Here is a 19611-nt window from a genome sequence, read left to right on the forward strand (position 1 = left end):
GACTGGCATCATGATGCAGATCCTTCTTGAAGACCCTTCCCGCCAGGATGAGGCCGACTCTCTCCATGCTCGGCTGGCGGCCGTCAACCTGCCCGAATTTGCTCTGGCGCTCACTCCCGGGCGGTTAGAGCTGCGCAAGCTCGACGAGCCCAAGTTGGGAGCCATCTACGTAGATTTCGTGGCCGGCGCTGTCGCACATCGTCGCAAGTTTGGCGGGGGGCGAGGTCAATCCATTGCCAAGGCCGTCGGGCTTAAGGCGGGGGCAATGCCGAGTGTGGTCGATGCTACCGCAGGTTTGGGGCGGGATGCCTTTGTGTTGGCCTCCCTCGGCTGTCGGGTCACCCTGATCGAACGAAGTCCCGTGGTCGCGGCCCTGTTGGCCGATGGTCTGGCACGGGCCAGCCGGGATCCGGAGATTGGAGGTTGGGTGAGTGAGCGGATGCGGTTGGAGCAAGGGCCGGCCGTAGCGACCCTGAATGGCCTGACTGCACGTCCTGATGTGGTTTATCTGGACCCCATGTTTCCCCACAAACAGAAATCGGCACTGGTCAAGAAGGAGATGCGGGTGTTCCAGTCGCTGGTCGGGGCGGATCTCGATGCGGATGAACTGCTTCCGGCTGCGCTGGCGGTGGCGACCCGCAGGGTGGTGGTCAAGCGTCCCGATTATGCGGGGTGGCTCTGTGAGCGTAAGCCCAGTATGGCCATCGAGACCAAGAACAATCGCTTCGATGTTTATGTACTCTCGGCCATGGAGAGCGCATAAAAAGATGGGGGCGACTTGCGTCGCCCCCGGTAGTCGTATCGTTCAATTCCGTGAACGTTGTTGCTCCCTGCAATCCCTGACTATACCTATCCCTTAGGTTTCCCCTTCCCAATCCTTTGGGGTGTCCTTGCAGCCATCTTGGCCAGACGAGTCATCCTTACCCGTCGCACTTTCTCCGTCCTGGGAGGTGTCCTTTACCACATCCTGTGGCTAGTCCTTTCGCCCTACCCTGGCAGCCAGTCTTCCTGACCGACTTCATTGCGTCCGTGCAAGAGTGAATATAAGGGATTTATCTCCCCGCTCAATCGCCATGGTGGAACTATCACTCATCGAGCACGTGGAGTGACGAGAGAGGGGCTCAAATTAGTTATTAAATATCAATGACTTATGGCTTTTAGGTGATTGTTTTTCCGGTTGAGCTTCCGACCATACCCTTAAGATTGCAGGTGTAAGACTTACTTCGGCTATGGCGAATGTCTTACACGCACTCCTTGAAAAAAACGGAAGGGATATGAAGCAGAAAAAGAAAAGGGGGGCGGCTTTCGCCGTCCCCCCCGAGTCGTGTTGTCCATTCCCTGAACAGCCATGCTCCCTGCAATCCCTGACTATTTCCTTTCCTTAGGAATTTCCCCTTCCCAATCCTTCGGGGTGTCCGCAGCCTCCTGGCCTGGCTACCATCCTGGTAACCGCGCTCTCTCCATCCTGGAGGTGTCCCTTAACGCTTCCAGCGTGTCCCTGTTCATCCGTGAGGCATGTCCATCCTGAACATGCTGACTCTTCCTGAGCCGGTCCAACCGCTTCCAGCGGGTATCCTGTCATCCCTGGGTTGCTGCATCCTGAGCAACTGTATCCGTCCTGGATACTCCATCCTGCCTTGGAAACCGAACATCCATCCGGTGCTGCTTCCCTATGACCCTCATACTAAGGATTACGACGCTTCTCACAAGGGGGCTTTCGGGTAAAGAAAATTTGAGGAAGCCAATAAAAGTTACCATCCTATTTTTAGGCCTTAAAAATCAGTTGCTTATTGTCCTTTTCGGCAATGTTCCATTACTTTGGAAATGGTTTGCGCACGCACCGAGACAGCACCTTCTCACATGGGGTATGGCGAATGTCTCACAACTGGCAAATGGCCAGGTTTTTCCCTCAACTGCCAGTGTTAATGACTACAAAAAAGTTAAATGCCAGCGTTTGATTTTTGTACTGTCGGCGATGTGCAGAGGATAAATGAAGGCGCCTTGAGGCGCCTTCATTGAGGGGTATTCGATGATATGCGCTGTTACTCGATGCTTTCCTGTCGCTGCAGAGCGATCAATGTCTGCTGCTCAAGCAGGGTAAGACCGAGTTCGTCGCAGGCTTGTTCGAAGCTCAACCCCAGGTGGCACATCATGATATCGATTGCTGGCAGGTAGTTTTTCATCATCTCGTCCATTTACCCTTCTCCCATGGTCCTTCTTATGCCCGAGTGGGGGGAGGAGAGGCAATTAGACTTTAGGCGAAGTTCAGAATTGGGCTCTGCCACCGCAGGAGCGTTTTTGTTAGGCTTGGACTCAATAATCATGAGTCGGTGGTGGCAGGAGAGGCACAAGCATGTTCTTGAGTGTGATGATCGTGGCGTCGGGTTGGTGGCATATACGCTCTGCCTATGACGGGAGTCAGCGCCAGTTTTATCTCAGCAAGCCGCTGACTATGGTGCTCATCATAGCCCTGGCCTTTGGATACAGGGGGCTGGATCAGGACGGTTCACACGCCTGGATCCTGCTTGGTCTCCTGCTTTCGCTGGCTGGTGATGTCTTGCTGATGATGCCACGGGATCGCTTTATTCACGGACTGATCGCCTTTCTGGTGGCACATCTCTGCTATATCGTCGGATTTGCACAAGGCCCCCTGGTGCTCAAACTGGTCGACGGGCTGCTGCTATTGGCGGTGGGCGGGATGATCTTCGGCATCTTGTGGCCTGGGCTGTCCGGTATGCGCCTGCCCGTGCTTGTCTACATGCTGACCATTATAGGGATGGCCTGGGTTGCTGCCGGCGCCTGGCATGCCTCCCTGACGGCCGGAAGCGCTGCCGCGCTGGCGGGAGCCCTGCTCTTCCTCTTTTCGGACAGCATGCTGGCACTGGATCGCTTCTATCGCCCCTTTCCCCAGGCTACCGCGCTCATCATGAGCAGCTATTTTGCCGCCCAGTTTCTGATTGCCGCCTCTATGGCCGGCTGAAACAAAGGAGCCTCCATTCGGAGGCTCCATCATCTAATTGCTGGGACAACAGGCACGTATGGTGCGCTGTACCTTGCTGCTGAGCAGGGGGAGCACATTGTCGGCCAGAGCCTGGAAGCGCCCCAGGTCCGGTTTGCAGGCGGGATCCAGATAGCCTTCGCTGCGGAAGGTATGAATGAGGGTGGTGAAGAGCTTCTGGTCAAAGAACTCGGGGGCATTAATACCGTGCAGTGTTCCCATGCGTTCGGCCATCATCATGGCATCCGCTTCCAGCTGCTCGGCCTCGATGGCGGGGTGATCCAACAGCCGGGTGAGGACGATAGCATAGCGCTGCAGGGTCTCCTGAATGCTTTCGGCCAGCAGTAGCAGGCGCATCTGGTTACCCGGGTTGACCCAGTATCCTCCCTCCCGCTCGGTGATCAGCTGCTGCTGGGCAAAGACGCGCAGCAGGCTGTCGATAAGCTCGGGCAGGTCTTGCTCCTCGAAGTGGAGGAACAACTCATTCTTCAGCAGGGGATAGATATCCACGCAGCGACCGATGAGCTCACTGCGGCCTATGCCTTCGCACCGATCGATCAATGCCGCGACCAGTGAGGGGAGCGCCAGCAGATGGAGCACATTGTTGCGGTAGTAGGTAAGCAGAATTGCCTGATAGCGATCCAGGCTGATGATCTGGCCCAGTCTGTCCTCGCTCACCTGTAACTTGTTGAGCTCCAGGGCCTGATCCAGCAGTTCGGCGGCACTACTCTCTGGAATGGTGTTGTAAGGGCCATAGGGTACCTCGCGCAGCAGGGTCAGATAGGTCGTGATCTGTGCCTCGAGTTCATCCCGGGTGAGGGCATGGCGCTCGGATGCCAGCAGGGCCACGGCACTCAGAGTGAGGCCATTGACCGCCGCTGCCGCATTGATACGGGTCATCAGCAAGTCGGCCAGCTGATTGACGGTGGGGGCCATCCACTCGGGGCGCTCCTCTTTTCCGACATGCTCGCGCCATTCGGGAACATGCTCGCTAAGGTAGTTGTTGAGGGTCAGCGGCTCTCCGAAGTTGACGAAGCCCCGGCCGTAATTGCGCAGCTTCTTCAGGATGCCGAGCACCTGCAGGAAGCTCTCTTTTTCCTTGCGACTGCCTTGCAGCTCTTTGTGATAGGTGTTGACCTCCATCACGTGCTCGTAACCCAGATAGACGGGGACGAAGGTGAGGGGACGGTCGAGACCGCGCATCATGGCTTGCAGGGTCATCGCCAGCATGCCGGTCTTGGGCGGCAGCAGACGACCGGTACGTGAGCGTCCTCCTTCCGTAAAGAACTCGACCGAATAGCCCTTGGTGAAGAGCAGATTCAGGTATTCACGGAAAACGGTGCTGTAGAGGGGATTCCCCTTGAAGGTGCGCCGGATAAAGAAGGCGCCGCCGCGTCGGAACAGGGGGCCGGCCGGCCAGAAGTTGAGGTTGATCCCTGCCGCAATGTGCGGCGGTACCATGCCCTGGTGATAGATGACGTAGGAGAGCAGCAGGTAATCCATGTGGCTACGGTGACAGGGCACATAGACGATCTCGTGCCCCTCCTGGGCCAACTGTCTCACCCGCTCGGCACCATGCACCGACAGGCCGCGATAGAGTTTGTTCCAGAGCCAGCCGAGGAGACTTTCGCCGATACGGATGAGGCGATAGGAGAAATCGGAGGCGATCTCATCCATGTAACCGAGGGCTCGCTTGCGAGCCTTCTCCTCGCTGAGGTTATCGCGGCTGGCCTCTTCCCGAATGGCGTTCTGGATAGTGGCCGAGTCGAGCAACTGCTGAAACAGCAGGTGGCGATTGGGGAGCTTGGGACCGGTGGCGGCCAGCTGTTGCCGGCCAAAGTGGACCCGTGCAACCCGGGCCAGCTTGTGGGCGATAGCCTGGTCAGTCCCGTGCTTGTCGGCCATATAGCGCAACGAAACGGGAGGGGAGAAGCGCACCAGATTCTCGCGTCCCTTCAGGGCCACGATCAGCGCCTTCTTCAGCATGTTGGGCGCCAGCGCACTGATGATATTGAGGCTCGACACCTCCTCTTCTTCACGTCCCGGGGCACGCCCCCAGAACAGGGTCACCGGCACTAGCTGGATGTCGAGCTCGGGATCCTGCTTGTGCAGGTCCAGCAGTTGCTGAAACTCCTGGAGGAAGGGCAGGGGTTTGGTTCGCGAGCCAAACAGGGGAGGGGGGCGATCCAGGCAGACGTAACGGGGCAGGGGGCGTCCCGCCAGCTCGAGAGGCGTGAAGGGGCCGGGCAGGCCCAGATCCGCACAGCACTGCTGAAGGGTCAGCAGATCCGTGATGGAGCTGGTCTTGAGGGCGAACACTATGGGGCGCGCCGGATCCAGCTTGAGCTCAGCGATGGGGTTTTCCGGCAGGCTCTTGTGGTTAACCAGCCAGTTGATCGGCCACTGAAGTGCGGCGCGGGAAATTCTCTGCCCAAGGGACATCTGCGTTACTTCTCCTCTGAAAAGGCGGCAGGAGAATAGCAAATCACCGGCCGTTTGTCGCCGAGAGGTACGATGAGTTGCGACAAGGGGAGCAATGGCATGAGTATCGCCCCCGGTTTGTCTTGCCTTGGCATGCATACTGTATATACTGCCAGTGTGCTGTATAAAAAGACAGGTGCGATCATGAAACCCCTTACCCCCAGGCAATCCCAGGTGCTGGAGCTCATCAAGAGCAACATGAGTGAGACCGGCATGCCGCCGACCCGGGCGGAAATTGCCCAGAAACTCGGCTTCAAGTCGGCCAATGCGGCCGAGGAGCATCTCAAGGCCCTGGCCAAGAAGGGGGTGATCGAGATCATGCCGGGCACTTCTCGTGGCATCCGGCTCCTGCTCGAAGAGGACGCCGCCAACGAGGAGGAGGGGCTGCCTTTGATCGGCAAGGTTGCCGCAGGTGAACCCATCCTGGCACAGGAGCATATCGAGAGCCGTTATCAGGTCGATCCCACCCTGTTTCATCCACGGGCCGATTTCCTGTTGCGGGTGCAGGGCATGAGCATGAAAAACATCGGCATCATGGATGGTGACTTGCTGGCCGTGCACAAGACCCAGGATGTGCGCAACGGTCAGGTGGTGGTGGCGCGTCTGGATGATGATGTCACGGTCAAGCGTTTCCAGCGCAAGGGGAGTCAGGTCTGGCTGCTGCCGGAGAATGAGGAGCTCACACCGATCGAGGTGGATCTCTCCTCCCAGCACCTTTCCATCGAGGGGCTGGCGGTTGGCGTGATTCGAAACGCTGACTGGATGTGATGAGACGGGGCCATGAGCCCCGTTTTCTTTTTCCATGCCCGCCAATGCCTTCTTCTTTTATCGCGTTTCTTCATGGGGTTATCGTTAGAGGAACCCATGACCCCTCCCGGTTGACGGGTTTTCGTCTATATCCTTATCAAGAGGTCGAGCAAGACCCGGCGTCGTCGTAAACGCATTTACACCACCCTTTTTACGGGAGCAGGGGAGAGTGGCCCGAGGAGCCGGGCCTTGATGTCAGCCGCACCTGTGGGGTCGGCAAGGAGGACAGGTATGTCTCGCACTCATGCCCGGATAGGCTCGTTGACTCATATTACCCGTTTCATCGAGGGTAACTGGCTGACCCGGTTTTACGCTCTCTGGATTTTGCGCCGGGCTTCCGGCTGGTCGCTCTGGCTGGGTTGCCCTCGCAGCAACGTGGTGCGGCTAACCCCCTTATGGCAGCGTCGCCCCTCGGCGCAGGATGAGCGGGCTATCGTGATTCCCATGGAGGACTGGGTTGCCCGGCATCCGGACGCCGCTCGTAGAGGGTCCAGTCGTTAAGGAATGCGTCCTTTCGTGTTTCCATTCCTCTGCTGGGTTACAATGGCGCACCTCTTCTCATGCATGGTGCGCATTCCCTATGACCAAATGGCGCTCTACCCTGGTGATTGTCGCCCTTAGCCTGGTATTGGCAGGAGCCTTGCTCTACCCCACCCTGCGTCAGCCCAGCATGCCGGAGAGTGCGACCTATTTCACACCCGCACGCATGGTCAACGGTTTTACGCTCCAGCGCTCGGATGGCACCCCGTTTACTCGGGAGGCGTTGCTGGGGCACTGGAGCTTCGTCTTTATTGGCTATACCTTCTGCCCCGATATCTGTCCGACCACCCTCTCCGACCTGCGTGGCATTTACCCCGAGCTAAAACGGGTGGATGAACGTAGCCAGGTGATCTTCGTTTCGGTGGATCCCCAGCGTGATGATATGGCCCGGCTGACTACCTATACCCAGTTCTTCAACCCCGAGTTTGTGGCCGTGAGTGGCAGCCAGAGCAATCTCTTCCCCTTCGTCCGTAATCTGGGGCTGGTCTACTCCATCGTCGATGAGCACGATGCCAAGAACTATCTGGTCGATCACTCCGCCTCTATCGTCCTCATCAATCCCAAGGGGGAGATCCAGGCCGTGTTCAGGCCCGATATGGCTCCCGGGCAGCCCCCTCGCGTCTCCATGGCCAAGATGGCCAGTGATTTTGCGAAGATCCGCACTCTCGCTCTCGCCTCTTGAGCACGCTTCAACGCCTGTGGGGTGAGCAGCGCCAGGTCCTGGCGCTGGCGCTCCCCATGTTGCTCTCCAACCTGACGGTCCCCTTGCTGGGGTTGGTCGACACCTGGGTGATTGGCCATCTGGACAGCCCCTCCCTGCTTGGAGGGGTCGCCATCGGGGCAACCCTTATCAACCTCACCTGGTGGGTCCTCGGCTTTTTGCGTATGTCGACCACGGGCCTGACCGCCCAGGCGTTGGGTGCGGGAGACGAGCACGAGATGCGGCTGTTGTTAGGCAGGGGATTGTTACTGGCCTGTCTGTTGGCGGTCTTGTTGTTGATTGGCAAGACCCCGCTGGTTGCGGTGGCGCTGGGACTGAGCGGGGCCTCGGCCGAGGTTCAACACTATGCGGCCGAGTATCTCACTATCCGTCTCTGGGGAGCGCCCGCCGCCCTCTGTAATCTGGTGGTGCTGGGGTGGCTGCTGGGGCGGCACTATGCCAGGGGGCCTATGTGGCTGCTGATTGCCGGCAATGTATTCAACATAGTGCTCGACCTGCTACTGGTGCAGGGATTGGGTTGGCAAGTGAAAGGTGTCGCTATCGCCTCGCTGTTGGCGGACTACGCGACCCTGTCGCTGGGCATCTGGTTGGTGCACAGGCTGGTGCCGTTATCTGTGCTTTGGCGCTGTTGGCGGAGCGGGCTGATGGTATTGGCCCCCTATCGCCGCCTGATCGCCCTGAATCGGGATATCTTCATCCGGGCCTTGTGTCTGCAACTCTGCTTCGCTTTTATGGCGTTTCAGGGGGCGCGGCTCGGGGATGTGGTTGTGGCGGCCAATGCGATATTGCTCAACTTCCTGATGCTGCTCTCCTACGGACTGGATGGTTTTGCCTATGCTGCCGAGGCCATGGTCGGCCGAGCCGTGGGGGCGCGCAGTCGCCACGGATTGCGAGTGGCCTTGCGCGATGCCCTCGGTTGGGCGCTGGTCGTTGCCCTGATGGCGACCCTCCTGTTTGCCATCGGTGGGGAGTGGATGGTGACCAGTATGACCTCCATGGACACAGTCGTCCGAGAGGCCTGTCGTTACCTGCCCTGGCTGGTGGCCATGCCGTTGCTTTCGGTCTGGTGTTATCTGTTTGATGGGGTCTTCATCGGGGCGACCCGGGTACGCGAGATGCGAGACACCATGCTGATGGCGGTGTTGTTGGGCTATTTACCGGTCTGGTGGTGGTGGCAGGGGGCCGGTAACGGGGCCCTTTGGGGGGCGCTGGCCGTCCTGATGGTCGGGCGTGGATTGGGACAGGGAATCTGGCTGTACCGCCTCTGGCACAGCCGGATCCTGGTCGACTAAGGGGTGGCTAGCGTCCGGTTAGTCGAGGTGGATGGCGCCGGCATAGCCAAACTGTCGCCAGCTCTCATAGATGAAGATCGCCACCGCGTTGGAGAGGTTGATGCTGCGACTGTTCGGGCACATCGGGATTCGCAGACGCTGCTCCGGTGGCAGGCTTTCGATGATCTCGAGCGGTAGTCCCCGACTCTCCGGCCCAAATAACAGGGCATCACCGGGAGCAAACCGGGCCTCGGAATGACAGGCCCGCCCCTTGGTGGTGCAGGCAAACAGACGCGTCGGAGTGACGGCCTCCAGAAAGGCCTGGTAGGAGGGCCAACGCTTCACCTCGGCAAACTCGTGATAATCGAGGCCGGCTCGCTTGACCCGCTTGTCATCCCACTCAAAGCCCAGGGGTTCGATCAGGTGCAGCCGGTAGCCGGTATTGGCGCACAGGCGAATGATGTTACCGGTATTGGGGGGGATTTCCGGCTGATAGAGAACAATATCGAGCATGGTCAGAGGTTGGTCAGGGTCGCAAGGGGGCTCAGCATACCCACTCAGCCCGGGCTTGGAAAGCGGCAGGAGGCCAGGGGTAGACGCAGCTCGACGATGAGACCACTCGGGGTGCCATTGCGTGCCACTATGCTGCCGCCATGACGCCTGATGGCCTCGGCCGTGATGGTCAATCCCAGACCCGTTCCCCCGGTTTGGGCGTTGCGGGCATCATCGACCCGAAAGAAAGGCAGAAACAGCTTGCCCAGCAGCGCATCCGGCACCCCCTGGCCATCATCGTGGATCCGCATCACCCATTCGTGCTGCCCTGTCTCCCACTCCACGACGACCCGACGGGCCGCATACTTGAGGGCATTGCGCAGGGGATTCTCGATCGCCCTGGCCAGCAGATCGGGCCACATCATCATCGAAAGGTCTGGCAGTGGCGGGTGTTGCAGCGCCTTGCCACAAGCCCCTGCCTCGAACAGCGCATCCTCGAGGATCGGATCAAGAACCTCGCTCAGGGCGATGCACTGGGGTGGGTCACTCTCCTGTTGTACCCGGGAGAGGGTGAGCAGGTCATCGATCAACATGTCCAGCTTGTGAATCTCACCGGCGATGCGCGTCAGCTCAGAACTCTCCCCCTGCTTGCGGCGGATCAGTGACTGGGCCAGCTGCATCCGGGTCAGGGGGCTGCGCAGCTCGTGGGAGATGTCGGAGAGCAGGCGTTTTTGCTCTTGAATCATGCTCTTGAGCGTTTCAACCATGTGACTGATGCTGCCCGCCAGGCTACCCACCTCATCCTGCCGTAGCAGGTGCGGTATGGTCGTGTCGAGCTCTCCGGCCGCAATGCGCGATACCGCCCTCTGCAGAGCCTGGGTCGGACGAGTCAGGCGCCAAGCCATCAGCAGGCAGAGGGGAGTACTCACCAACATGGCGGTGATCAGTACCCTGACCGGGTGATCCAGGATCACCATGGCCATGGACTGGCTCTCCAGTTCCCTGCTCAGGTAGATGAGGTAGGGCTTGCCGTGATGGACGAGGGAGAAGGGGCCGGCCAGCAGACGCGACTCGCTGCGCCGCATCATGGGGCGGGCGGGATCATCGGAATCGATCATGAAGCGCATGATGTTCTTGTCGGGCTTGCTGGTGGCCTGGACGATATCGTCGTTATCCCGAATATAGACATCCTTGATGGTGAGTGGCCCCGCCTGCCTGAGCATGGCCACCAGATTGAGGTCGCGGGATCGTTCGGCTGCCCGGTTCAGGGTATCGATCACGAACTGTTGCTGCTGCTGTTCCGCCTCCGGCAGGGCCGAAAGGTTGCGAGGATCCAGGGTCGGCAGGATGGTGACGGCCGCCAGCATCAGGAGCAGCATGCCCCAAAACCAGAGAAACAGCCGGGTTGTCAGGCTATGCAGATGGAGACCGCTCACACCGCCTCCAGCCAGAGGTAACCCTTGCCGCGCACCGTCTTGAAGCGGGGCAGGCCATCGCCGCGTTCCGGTAACTTCTTGCGCAGATTGCTCAGATGCATGTCGATGGCCCGATCGAACGGCTCCAGCGGTTTGCCCAGCACCTGTTCGGAGAGTTGTTTCTTGCTGACGATCTGCCCGGGATGGCGCAGCAGGCACTCGAGCAGGCCAAATTCGGTCGCCGTCAGCTCCAGAGGCATATCGCTGCAGAAGGCGAGCTGCTGCCCCGGTTGCAACTGCAGGTCCATGAAACGCAGCTCCTCGTGGCCTCCGGTGGCTCGACTCTGGGTCTGGGTTCGGCGCAAGATGGCGCGAATCCGGGCAATCAACTCCCGATCGTCGAAGGGCTTGGCGAGATAGTCGTCTGCCCCCGCCTCCAGCCCCTCAACCCGATCCCGACTGTCCCCTCGCGCGGTTAGCATGAGAACGGGGGTGTCCCACTCCCGCCGCAGGGCGGTCAGCATCTCGAAGCCATTCATGTGTGGCATCATCACATCGAGCAGGATCAGATCGAAGCGAGCCAGGGCGAGTTGTTGCAGGCCCTGTTCACCGTTGGCGGCGACGGTCACCCTGAACCCCTCCAGGGTAAGGATTTCGTGCAACAGCGTGGTCAGCTCGCAATCATCATCGACCAGCAGGATCTTGTTCATGGGTACTCCTTGGGCGAATCTGAGCCGCTTAAAGTGGTGTGGTGTCAGGGTATAATATGTTTTTGTGTCTGCGAGGAAAGCGGGTTTGAATCATCAACACTACTCCCGGTGGGTGACCCTGGCCGGGGTTGCCTCTGTCGTGACGGCCTCTTTGCTTATCGCCGGTAAGCTTACCGCCTGGCTGATGACCGACTCTGCCAGTCTGCTCGCCTCTCTGACCGACTCCCTGATGGATGTGAGTGCCTCGGTCATCAATCTGCTGGCGATCCGCTATGCCATGGCACCGGCCGATGAGGAACACCGCTTCGGCCATGGCAAGGCGGAGTCCCTGGCCGGCCTCATCCAGTCGGCCTTCATCTGTGGTTCGGCGATGTTGCTGGTGATGCACGGCATCTCTTCCCTGTTGCAGCCAGGCCCTCTGCCACGCCTCGAGGCCGGTATCTGGGTCAGCATCGGCTCCATCGTGTTGACACTGTTGCTGGTCAGTTTCCAGAGCCTGGTCATTCGCCGCACCGGCAGCGTGGCCATCAAGGCCGACATGCTCCACTATCGTTCCGATCTGTTGCTCAACGCGGGCGTACTGCTGGCACTGGTGCTGGCGGGACAGGGCTGGTTTTGGGCTGACGGGGCTTTCGCCATCGCCATCGGTCTCATGTTGATCTGGGGGGCTGCCCATATCGGATGGGAGTCCGTCCAGGCCCTGCTGGATCGCCAGTTGCCTGCCGAGGAGCAAGAGCGAATAATGGAGCTCTGCTACCAGGTAGAGGGGGTCAATGGCGTGCACGATCTGCGCACCCGTCAATCTGGGCCGACTCGTTTCATTCAGCTCCATGTCGAGCTTGATGATGCCTTGCCGCTGGTTGAGGCACATCAGATTGCCGATGAGGTTGAAGCAGCGTTACGCGGTGCCTTCGAGCGAACCGACGTCATCATTCATATGGACCCCATGTCAGTGGTTACCAAGGCCGCAGACAGGGGGGAATCCCAACCATAACAGGCAGAAACATGGACGACCTCGTTGCCCACACCTGGTACAAAATACGGCAAGAGGCGGCACAGATGGCGGCTTCCGAGCCCATGCTGGCCAGCTTCTTTCACTCCACCATTCTCAACCATGGCAGCCTCTGCAGTGCCCTGAGCTTCCAGCTTGCCAACAAGCTCGATAGCGCCACCATGCCGGCCATCTGTCTGCGCGAGATCATTGAGCAGGCATTTGCCAGCGAGCCACGGTTGCTCGAGATCGTGGCGGCCGACATCTGCGCCGTGCAGGAGCGGGACCCGGCAGTCGAATGGTTCTCTACCCCTCTGCTCTACCTCAAGGGATTTCACGCCCTGCAGGGCTATCGGGTTGCCAACTGGTTGTGGCGCCAGGGGCGCAGACCCATGGCCCTCTACCTGCAGAACCAGATCTCGGTGGTGTTCGGGGTGGATGTGCATCCGGCGGCCCGTATCGGCAAGGGGATCATGTTTGACCACGCCACCGGTATAGTGGTGGGTGAGACGGCCGTCATCGAGGACGATGTCTCTATCCTGCAGAGCGTCACCCTGGGGGGAACTGGCAAGGAGGGTGGGGATCGCCATCCCAAGATCCGTGAAGGGGTGATGATTGGGGCCGGCGCCAAGGTGCTCGGCAACATAGAGGTGGGACAGGGGGCCAAGATCGGTGCCGGCAGTGTGGTGCTGAGCCCGGTACCACCGCACACCACAGTGGCCGGTGTGCCCGCCAAGATCGTCGGTCATCCGGGGTGTGACAAACCCTCTCTCGACATGAACCAGGGCATCTGACGCGGCAGGAGAGCCCATGCTCAAGCGATGGTCCGGATACCTGGTCCTGGCGATGTGGCTGCTCAACGTGGCGGCCCTCTATCTGGGGGCCGACCCCTGGCCGGCAGCGTTGGCTGCCTGGGGGGCGGCCTTGCTGACCTGGCCTCATCTGGTGGGGGCGGCGCGCCGCCAGGCCCTGGCCCTCTATGGGGCGGCACTGCTGCTCGGCCTGTTTGCCTGGGGTCAGGGAGCCGCCATCAAGGCCGCTGACTGGCTGCTCCCCAATATCAATATGCTCACCATGTTTGCCGCCGTCAGCATGCTCAACCTTGCGACAACCGGCCTGGTCGGCGCGAGTCATGCCTGGCAGGGGCGCAAGGGGCTATGGGGTACCATGGCCAGCCTTAATCTACTGGGGGCCGTCATCAATCTCTCGGTCATCTTCATCATCGGCGACCGTCTGGAGCGAAACGGCACACTGGATCGCTGCCAGGCCATGGTGTTGAGCCGTATCTTCTGCGCTGCCGCCTTCTGGTCCCCCTTCTTCGTTGCCATGGCGGTTGCCTTGACCTATGCCCCAGGTATGGCGCTCTCGGCCATCCTCCCCTATGGGGTGCTCGGTACGCTGGCCGCCATGGGGATCACCGCCTGGCAGGTAGAGCGGCTCGGTGTCAGCGGTTTTAACGGTTTTCCATTACAGGCTCGTTCCCTGGCCCTGCCGGTGACGCTGGCTCTGCTGGTGTTGCTGATGAAGCAGCTCTGGCCCTCGCTCTCCATTTTGGCGGTGATCTCGCTGGCCGCGCCTCTGTTGGCGCTGGTGTTTATGCCCGCTCAGGGAAGAGGAGAGTCTCTCAGGCGCCAGGTGCATGAGCGCTTTCCTGCTATTGGTGGCCAGTTGGTGTTGTTCCTGGGGGCCGGGTTGCTGGCTGCCGGGATCAACAGCGCCCTCTCGGTTATCCAGATTGGAGGGCATGGGCTGCCGCTGTTTCAGCACTTCGGAGCCCTTGAGGCCACTCTGACCCTCTTGTTGATGCTGCTGGTGGCCATTCTGGGGGTGCATCCCATCATCACCATCTCCGGTCTTGCCCCCCTCATCTGGCCCTTGCAACCGGATCCCAATTTATTGGGGATGACCTTCCTGATGGGGTGGGGGATCTCAACGGGGACCAGCCCGCTTTCAGGCTCAAACCTGGCGTTGTCGGCTCGCTACCAAGTCGGCCCGGGCCAACTGCTGCGCTGGAATCTGGGTTACGGAGCTCTGCTTTATCTGGTCGCTGCCCTGTTGTTGACGCTCTATGCGACCTTGCATGCTGGGATCTGACGCAGATTTGAACGGCATATCGCTGGGAGCCGCAAATTCTCTGGCTCCGGCTTGTTTGACCCAGTGCCATCAGGGTATGCTGACCCCACGCGCTTGAGATGGCCCGTGTCGGGCTCCGCACTTGAACATGAAAGGTATTGCTTATGTCTCTTGAAGTCCTCGAACAACTCGAATCCAAAGTCCAATCCGCCGTCGATAACATCTCCCTGCTGAAGATGGAGCTGGACGAACTGCGTGAGCAGAACGGCAAGCTGCAGGAAGAGAACCATCTGTTGCGCAACGAACACCAAGCCTGGCAGGAGCGACTGCGCGCTCTGCTCGGCAAGATGGATCAGATGGGCGATGCCGTCTGAGTCATCTCTTGCAAGAGAAGAGGCCGCATCATGCGGCCTCTTTCTATTGGGTCAGGCTCAGCACATGGCGAGCAGCTGTTTAATCGTCTTTTCGATGCCGTCGGCGGCCTCGGCGATGTTGCCGGCCAGCATATAGGCGGGGGTCGAGATCACCTTGCGCTCCTGATCGACCACGAACTCGTTGACCGGGCAGGCCAGGTGAGAGCCGCCCATGGCTTCGATGGCCGCTGCAGTGGCCTCATCGGTGCCAATGGTCGCCAGGGTACCCTCCCCATATACCAGCGGGATCATGGCCGGTGATATGCAGACGTAAGCTGCCGGTTTGCCCGCCTCGGCGAAGGACTGACAGGCGCGCAGCACATCGGGCTGCATGGTGGCCCCTGCTCCCTTAAAGGCGAAGTCACACAGGTTTTTGGCGGCACCAAAACCCCCGGGCAGCAGCAGGGCATCGAAGTCGGCCACATCGAGGTCACGCACATCGCGGATCTGGCCCCTCGCGATACGGGCCGCCTCGACCAAGACATTGCGACGCTCATCCTCGCTCACCTGCCCGGTCAGGTGATTGATGACATGATGTTGCGGGACATTCGGGGCAAAGCAGTGGTAATCGGCTCCTTGGCGGGCCAGGGCCAGCAGGCTGATCACCGCCTCGTGAATCTCGGTGCCATCAAAAACGCCGCAGCCACTCAAAATTACTGCTACCTTTTTCATCTGTTGCTCCTCACTCCATGACAGGGTTGTCGCTGTGCTGATGTTGTATGGTTGATGTTCGTTCGATGCAGGTCAAGACATCCTCTGTGCCGAAATGGTTACTCGCCTGATCCTGGCCAGTGATCTTCATGAAATTTTCTCCACATTGATCCGGATCACTGTAATTTCAAAAATGCCTTCCATGGCTCTGTCATGGCATTGAATTTTAAGTGTTTTTTTTAAATCCGCTGTCAGCGGAGAGGACGGTGACAGGTCGCTGGTCATTTTTAGCCACAGAGTTATCCACAGAATGTGCTGTTTGCTCCTGATCCTAATGTCCCTGACGGCAGCCCGCGCCTTGGTGGGATGGCCCCCCTGTGGCATCCTACCCGCTGTTTCTACGAAGGCAGGACGAACTCCATGGCGCACCCCCTCATTCTGGTTGATGGCTCCTCTTATCTTTACCGGGCATTCTTCGCCTCCCAGCAGGCCGATCTGCGTACCTCCTCCGGAATGCCGAGCGGCGCCGTGCGGGTGATGACCAACATGTTGCGCAGCCTGATCAAGCAATATCCCGAGAGCCATGTGGCCGTGGTGTTTGACGCCAAGGGCAAGACCTTCCGCAACGATCTCTACGCCGACTACAAGGCCCATCGTCCGCCCATGCCGGACGACCTGCGCAGCCAGGTCGAGCCTATCCATCGCATCATTCGCGCCATGGGACTGCCACTGCTGATCATCGAGGGGGTCGAGGCGGACGACGTCATCGGTACTCTGGCCCGCGAGGCCACCGAGAAGCAGCTTCCCGTGCTCATCAGCACCGGCGACAAGGACATGGCCCAGCTGGTATCGGATCATGTGACCCTGATCGACACCATGAAGGATCTGGTTACCGATCGTGACGGCGTCGTCGAGAAGTTTGGCGTACCGCCCGAGCTCATCATCGACTACCTGGCTCTAATGGGGGACAAGGTGGACAACATTCCGGGCATGCCCGGCGTGGGGGAGAAGACGGCTCTGGCCCTGTTACAGGGGATCGGTGGCATCGACGACATCGCCGCCAACCTGGACAAGGTCGCGGCCCTTGGTTTTCGTGGCGCCAAGACCTTCGCCGACAAGTTCCGCGAGCAGGAAGAGATGGTGCGCCTCTCCTACACCCTGGCCACCATCAAGACCGACGTCGCGCTGGATGTGAACCTGGAGCAGCTGGTGCTGGCACCGATGGACAGGGATAACCTGCTCGCCGTCTACCGTGAGTATGAGTTCCGCAACCTCATCAAGGAGTTGGAAGAGGGGGGGGACGCCAGTGATGAGGAGCCTGTGGCCCCTCCCGTGCCCGCCATCGAGACCGACTACGCCTGCGTGCTGGACGAGGCCGAGCTGGATGCCTGGATCGCGCGCCTCAAGGGGGCCGAGCTGTTTGCCTTCGACACCGAGACGACCAGCCTCGACTACATGGAGGCGCGCATCGTCGGGGTGTCGTTTGCCATCGAGCCCGGCAAGGCGGCCTATGTGCCCTTCGGTCATGACTACCTGGGGGCGCCGGCCCAGCTCAGTGAAGAGGTGGTGCTCGGCAAGCTCAAGCCGCTGCTGGAAGACCCGGCCAGCCTCAAGGTGGGGCAGAACCTCAAGTACGACCGTAATGTGTTGCAGAATCACGGCATAGAGCTGCGCGGTATCGCCTACGACACCATGCTCGAGTCCTACGTGCTCAACTCCACCGGTAGCCGCCATGACATGGATACCCTGGCCCAGAAGTATCTGGGTGTCGAGACCATCTCCTTCGAGGCGATTGCGGGTAAGGGGGTGAAACAGCTCACCTTCAACCAGATCGAGCTGGAGCAGGCGGCCCCTTATGCGGCCGAGGATGCCGACATTACCCTTCGCCTGCATCAGACCCTGTGGGGAGAGCTCGGCAAGTTGCCCACACTGGCCAAGGTATTCAGCGACATCGAGATGCCGCTCTTGACGGTGCTGGCGCGGATGGAGCGTCTCGGCACGCCTATCGAGCCCAAGCTGCTGCACCAGCAGAGTCAGGAGATCGAGGCGCGCCTGAAGGCGTTGGAGCAAGAGGCCCACACTCTGGCGGGTGAGCCGTTTAACCTCTCCTCGCCCAAGCAGCTCGGCGAGATCCTCTTCACCAGGCTGGGGCTGCCGGTCATCAAGAAGACCCCCAAGGGCGCACCCTCTACCGCCGAAGAGGTGTTGGCTGAACTGGCCGAGACCTATGACCTGCCGCGCCTCCTGATGGAGCACCGCGGGCTGGCCAAGCTCAAGTCCACCTACACCGACAAGCTGCCATTGATGATCAAGGCCAGCACGGGGCGGGTGCATACCTCTTATCATCAGGCGGTAGCTGCCACCGGGCGTCTCTCCTCATCCGATCCCAACCTGCAGAACATCCCGGTGCGCAACGAACAGGGGCGCCGTATTCGTCAGGCCTTCGTGCCGAGCCCGGGTTTCAAGCTGGTGGCTGCGGACTATTCCCAGATCGAGCTGCGCATCATGGCTCATCTCTCCGGCGACAAGGGTCTGCTGACCGCCTTTGCCGAGGGCAAGGATATTCACCGAGCCACCGCCGCCGAGGTCTTTGGGGTGGCGCTGGCGGAGGTGACCGGTGACATGCGCCGCAGCGCCAAGGCGATCAACTTTGGCCTCATCTATGGCATGAGTGCCTTCGGTCTCGCCAAGCAGCTGGGGATCGGTCGCGCCGAGGCGCAGAAGTACATGGATCTCTACTTCGAACGCTACCCGGGTGTGCTGGAGTATATGGAGCGCACCCGTCAGCAGGCGGAAGGGCAGGGATACGTCGAGACCCTGTTCGGTCGCCGTCTGTACCTGCCGGAGATCAAGTCCCGCAATGCAGGCTTGCGCAAGGCAGCCGAGCGCGCTGCTATCAATGCCCCGATGCAGGGCACGGCGGCCGACATCATCAAGCGCGCCATGATCGCCGTGGATGGCTGGATCCAGTCCGAGGGGGGTGATGACATCCGCATGCTGATGCAGGTGCACGATGAACTGGTGTTCGAGGTCCGGGAAGATCGGGTCGAGGCGCTGGTACCCACCATCAAGAGCCTGATGTCGGCGGCGGCCGACCTGCACGTGCCGCTGGTGGTCGAGGCGGGCACTGGCGATAACTGGGAACAGGCCCACTGAGATAAGTCGAGGTAGTCACGCCTCCTTATATAAAGAAGAGAGCCCGGCATCGCCGGGCTCTCTTCTTATTGGGCGCCTATCTCGGCAAGGTACTCATCCTTGAGCTGCACATAGTTGTCAGCCGATTGTTTGAGGAAGGCTATCTCGGCCGCATTCAAGGGGCGTGCCTGGCGCATGGGGTTGCCCATATAGAGGTGGCCCGAGACGAGACGCTTGCCAGGCGGCACCAGGGTGCCGGCCCCGATCATCACGTCATCTTCGACTACGGCACCGTCGAGCAGAATAGCCCCCATGCCGACCAGCACCCGATCGCCGATGGTACAACCGTGCAACATCGCCTTGTGGCCGACCGTTACATCCTCGCCGATGAGCAGCGGGTACCCGTCAGGATTGGCGTCGCTCTTGCGACTCAAATGCAGTACGGCGCCATCCTGAATGTTGCTGCGGGCGCCGATGCGAATGACGTTCACGTCACCCCTCGCGGCCACCATGGGCCAGATCCCCACATCGTCACCCAGGGTAATGTCGCCGACCAGGGTGGCGCAGGGGTCAACATAAACCCGCTCACCCAGCGCTGGGCGCTTTCCTTTATAGCTTCTCAGTCGCCAATCCATCTCGTTTCCTCCTGCAAAGTGGCCCCATTCTAGCAGTCAGAGGTCATATTCTGTGGATAAGTTTGTATAAAAGCTGTGCTTGGTGATGAATAACTGAAAAAGTGCAGTTTTTTGCAATTTTATTGCGTGTGGAGGCTTGCCACGGCGCGCGAACTCCCTATAATGCGCCTCCATCGACAGGGCAACGCCGCCACAGCAGCGAGCCGGTCGATGAGTGAAAAAGCCTTGTAAAATAAGGCTTGACTCACCGGGCGGGGAGCGTAGAATGCCACTCCCGT

General features: G+C 59.9%; 19 protein-coding genes. 11 read left to right on the plus strand and 8 right to left on the minus strand.

Annotated elements, in window-relative coordinates; translation table 11 throughout:
* The first annotated feature begins 13 nt into the window (after nucleotides 1–13).
* Complete coding sequence (locus BN1133_RS04710; protein ID WP_050665412.1) at nucleotides 14–763, plus strand: class I SAM-dependent methyltransferase; 750 nt, start codon at nucleotides 14–16, stop codon at nucleotides 761–763.
* A 1279-nt stretch (nucleotides 764–2042) separates the two neighbouring features.
* On the opposite strand, the gene BN1133_RS20260 is transcribed toward BN1133_RS04710, so the two are convergent.
* Nucleotides 2043–2195 (minus strand): hypothetical protein, encoded by a 153-nt coding sequence (locus BN1133_RS20260; RefSeq protein ID WP_168929842.1) that lies wholly within the window; start codon nucleotides 2193–2195, stop codon nucleotides 2043–2045.
* A gap of 158 nt (nucleotides 2196–2353) precedes the next feature.
* On the opposite strand from BN1133_RS20260, the gene BN1133_RS04715 reads away from it, so the two are divergent.
* A complete protein-coding gene (locus BN1133_RS04715; protein WP_050665396.1) occupies nucleotides 2354–2980 on the plus strand; it encodes a lysoplasmalogenase in 627 nt (208 codons plus the stop codon).
* A 33-nt stretch (nucleotides 2981–3013) separates the two neighbouring features.
* Here BN1133_RS04715 and plsB read toward each other — a convergent pair whose 3' ends face one another.
* Entirely contained in the window at nucleotides 3014–5440 is a 2427-nt protein-coding gene (gene plsB / locus BN1133_RS04720) for a glycerol-3-phosphate 1-O-acyltransferase PlsB (protein WP_050665397.1), read from the minus strand.
* Nucleotides 5441–5623: 183 nt separating this feature from the next.
* On the opposite strand from plsB, the gene lexA reads away from it, so the two are divergent.
* The 4 genes from lexA to BN1133_RS04740 all read left to right on the plus strand — a co-directional run bounded on the left by lexA (nucleotide 5624) and on the right by BN1133_RS04740 (nucleotide 8839).
* Nucleotides 5624–6247 (plus strand): transcriptional repressor LexA, encoded by a 624-nt coding sequence (gene lexA / locus BN1133_RS04725; RefSeq protein WP_050665398.1) that lies wholly within the window; start codon nucleotides 5624–5626, stop codon nucleotides 6245–6247.
* A gap of 270 nt (nucleotides 6248–6517) precedes the next feature.
* A complete protein-coding gene (locus BN1133_RS04730; RefSeq protein ID WP_050665399.1) occupies nucleotides 6518–6787 on the plus strand; it encodes a hypothetical protein in 270 nt (89 codons plus the stop codon).
* Between the two features lie 79 nt (nucleotides 6788–6866).
* Nucleotides 6867–7508, plus strand: a complete 642-nt coding sequence (locus tag BN1133_RS04735; RefSeq protein WP_050665400.1) for an SCO family protein — start codon at nucleotides 6867–6869, stop codon at nucleotides 7506–7508.
* A 56-nt stretch (nucleotides 7509–7564) separates the two neighbouring features.
* Nucleotides 7565–8839, plus strand: a complete 1275-nt coding sequence (locus tag BN1133_RS04740; RefSeq protein WP_082177899.1) for an MATE family efflux transporter — start codon at nucleotides 7565–7567, stop codon at nucleotides 8837–8839.
* A gap of 18 nt (nucleotides 8840–8857) precedes the next feature.
* On the opposite strand, the gene trmL is transcribed toward BN1133_RS04740, so the two are convergent.
* The 3 genes from trmL to BN1133_RS04755 are packed head-to-tail and all read right to left on the minus strand — an operon-like array spanning nucleotide 8858 to nucleotide 11435.
* The gene (gene trmL, locus BN1133_RS04745) at nucleotides 8858–9331 is read right to left on the minus strand and encodes a tRNA (uridine(34)/cytosine(34)/5-carboxymethylaminomethyluridine(34)-2'-O)-methyltransferase TrmL (RefSeq protein ID WP_050665401.1); all 474 of its coding nucleotides are present in this window, start codon (nucleotides 9329–9331) and stop codon (nucleotides 8858–8860) included.
* 44 nt (nucleotides 9332–9375) lie between these two features.
* Nucleotides 9376–10689 (minus strand): ATP-binding protein, encoded by a 1314-nt coding sequence (locus BN1133_RS04750; protein WP_050665414.1) that lies wholly within the window; start codon nucleotides 10687–10689, stop codon nucleotides 9376–9378.
* A 53-nt stretch (nucleotides 10690–10742) separates the two neighbouring features.
* On the minus strand, nucleotides 10743–11435 hold the full coding sequence (locus tag BN1133_RS04755) for a response regulator (RefSeq protein WP_050665402.1): 693 nt from the start codon (nucleotides 11433–11435) through the stop codon (nucleotides 10743–10745).
* Between the two features lie 85 nt (nucleotides 11436–11520).
* Between BN1133_RS04755 and fieF the strand changes: the two genes are divergently transcribed.
* The 4 genes from fieF to BN1133_RS04775 all read left to right on the plus strand — a co-directional run bounded on the left by fieF (nucleotide 11521) and on the right by BN1133_RS04775 (nucleotide 14873).
* The gene (fieF, locus tag BN1133_RS04760; RefSeq protein WP_050665403.1) at nucleotides 11521–12429 is read left to right on the plus strand and encodes a cation efflux pump FieF; all 909 of its coding nucleotides are present in this window, start codon (nucleotides 11521–11523) and stop codon (nucleotides 12427–12429) included.
* An 11-nt stretch (nucleotides 12430–12440) separates the two neighbouring features.
* Entirely contained in the window at nucleotides 12441–13220 is a 780-nt protein-coding gene (cysE, locus tag BN1133_RS04765) for a serine O-acetyltransferase (protein WP_050665404.1), read from the plus strand.
* Between the two features lie 16 nt (nucleotides 13221–13236).
* On the plus strand, nucleotides 13237–14520 hold the full coding sequence (locus tag BN1133_RS04770) for a hypothetical protein (RefSeq protein ID WP_050665405.1): 1284 nt from the start codon (nucleotides 13237–13239) through the stop codon (nucleotides 14518–14520).
* A gap of 143 nt (nucleotides 14521–14663) precedes the next feature.
* Nucleotides 14664–14873: a cell division protein ZapB gene (locus tag BN1133_RS04775; protein ID WP_050665406.1), complete on the plus strand. Its 210-nt coding sequence runs from the start codon at nucleotides 14664–14666 to the stop codon at nucleotides 14871–14873.
* Nucleotides 14874–14930: 57 nt separating this feature from the next.
* Here the strand turns inward: BN1133_RS04775 and elbB are convergent, their stop codons facing one another.
* Nucleotides 14931–15584: an isoprenoid biosynthesis glyoxalase ElbB gene (gene elbB / locus BN1133_RS04780; RefSeq protein ID WP_050665407.1), complete on the minus strand. Its 654-nt coding sequence runs from the start codon at nucleotides 15582–15584 to the stop codon at nucleotides 14931–14933.
* 399 nt (nucleotides 15585–15983) lie between these two features.
* Here elbB and polA point away from each other — a divergent pair, with 399 nt between their 5' ends.
* Nucleotides 15984–18719 (plus strand): DNA polymerase I, encoded by a 2736-nt coding sequence (gene polA, locus BN1133_RS04790; RefSeq protein ID WP_153006740.1) that lies wholly within the window; start codon nucleotides 15984–15986, stop codon nucleotides 18717–18719.
* A 65-nt stretch (nucleotides 18720–18784) separates the two neighbouring features.
* Here the strand turns inward: polA and BN1133_RS04795 are convergent, their stop codons facing one another.
* Nucleotides 18785–19333, minus strand: coding sequence for a gamma carbonic anhydrase family protein (locus BN1133_RS04795; protein WP_050665410.1), 549 nt, complete (start codon nucleotides 19331–19333; stop codon nucleotides 18785–18787).
* Between the two features lie 36 nt (nucleotides 19334–19369).
* Nucleotides 19370–19611, minus strand: a 242-nt coding sequence (locus BN1133_RS20425; protein WP_231686241.1) for a hypothetical protein, incomplete at its 5' end; no start/stop codon positions are given.

The sequence above is a fragment of the Aeromonas schubertii genome, from assembly GCF_000820105.1.
Lineage (GTDB): Bacteria > Pseudomonadota > Gammaproteobacteria > Enterobacterales > Aeromonadaceae > Aeromonas > Aeromonas schubertii.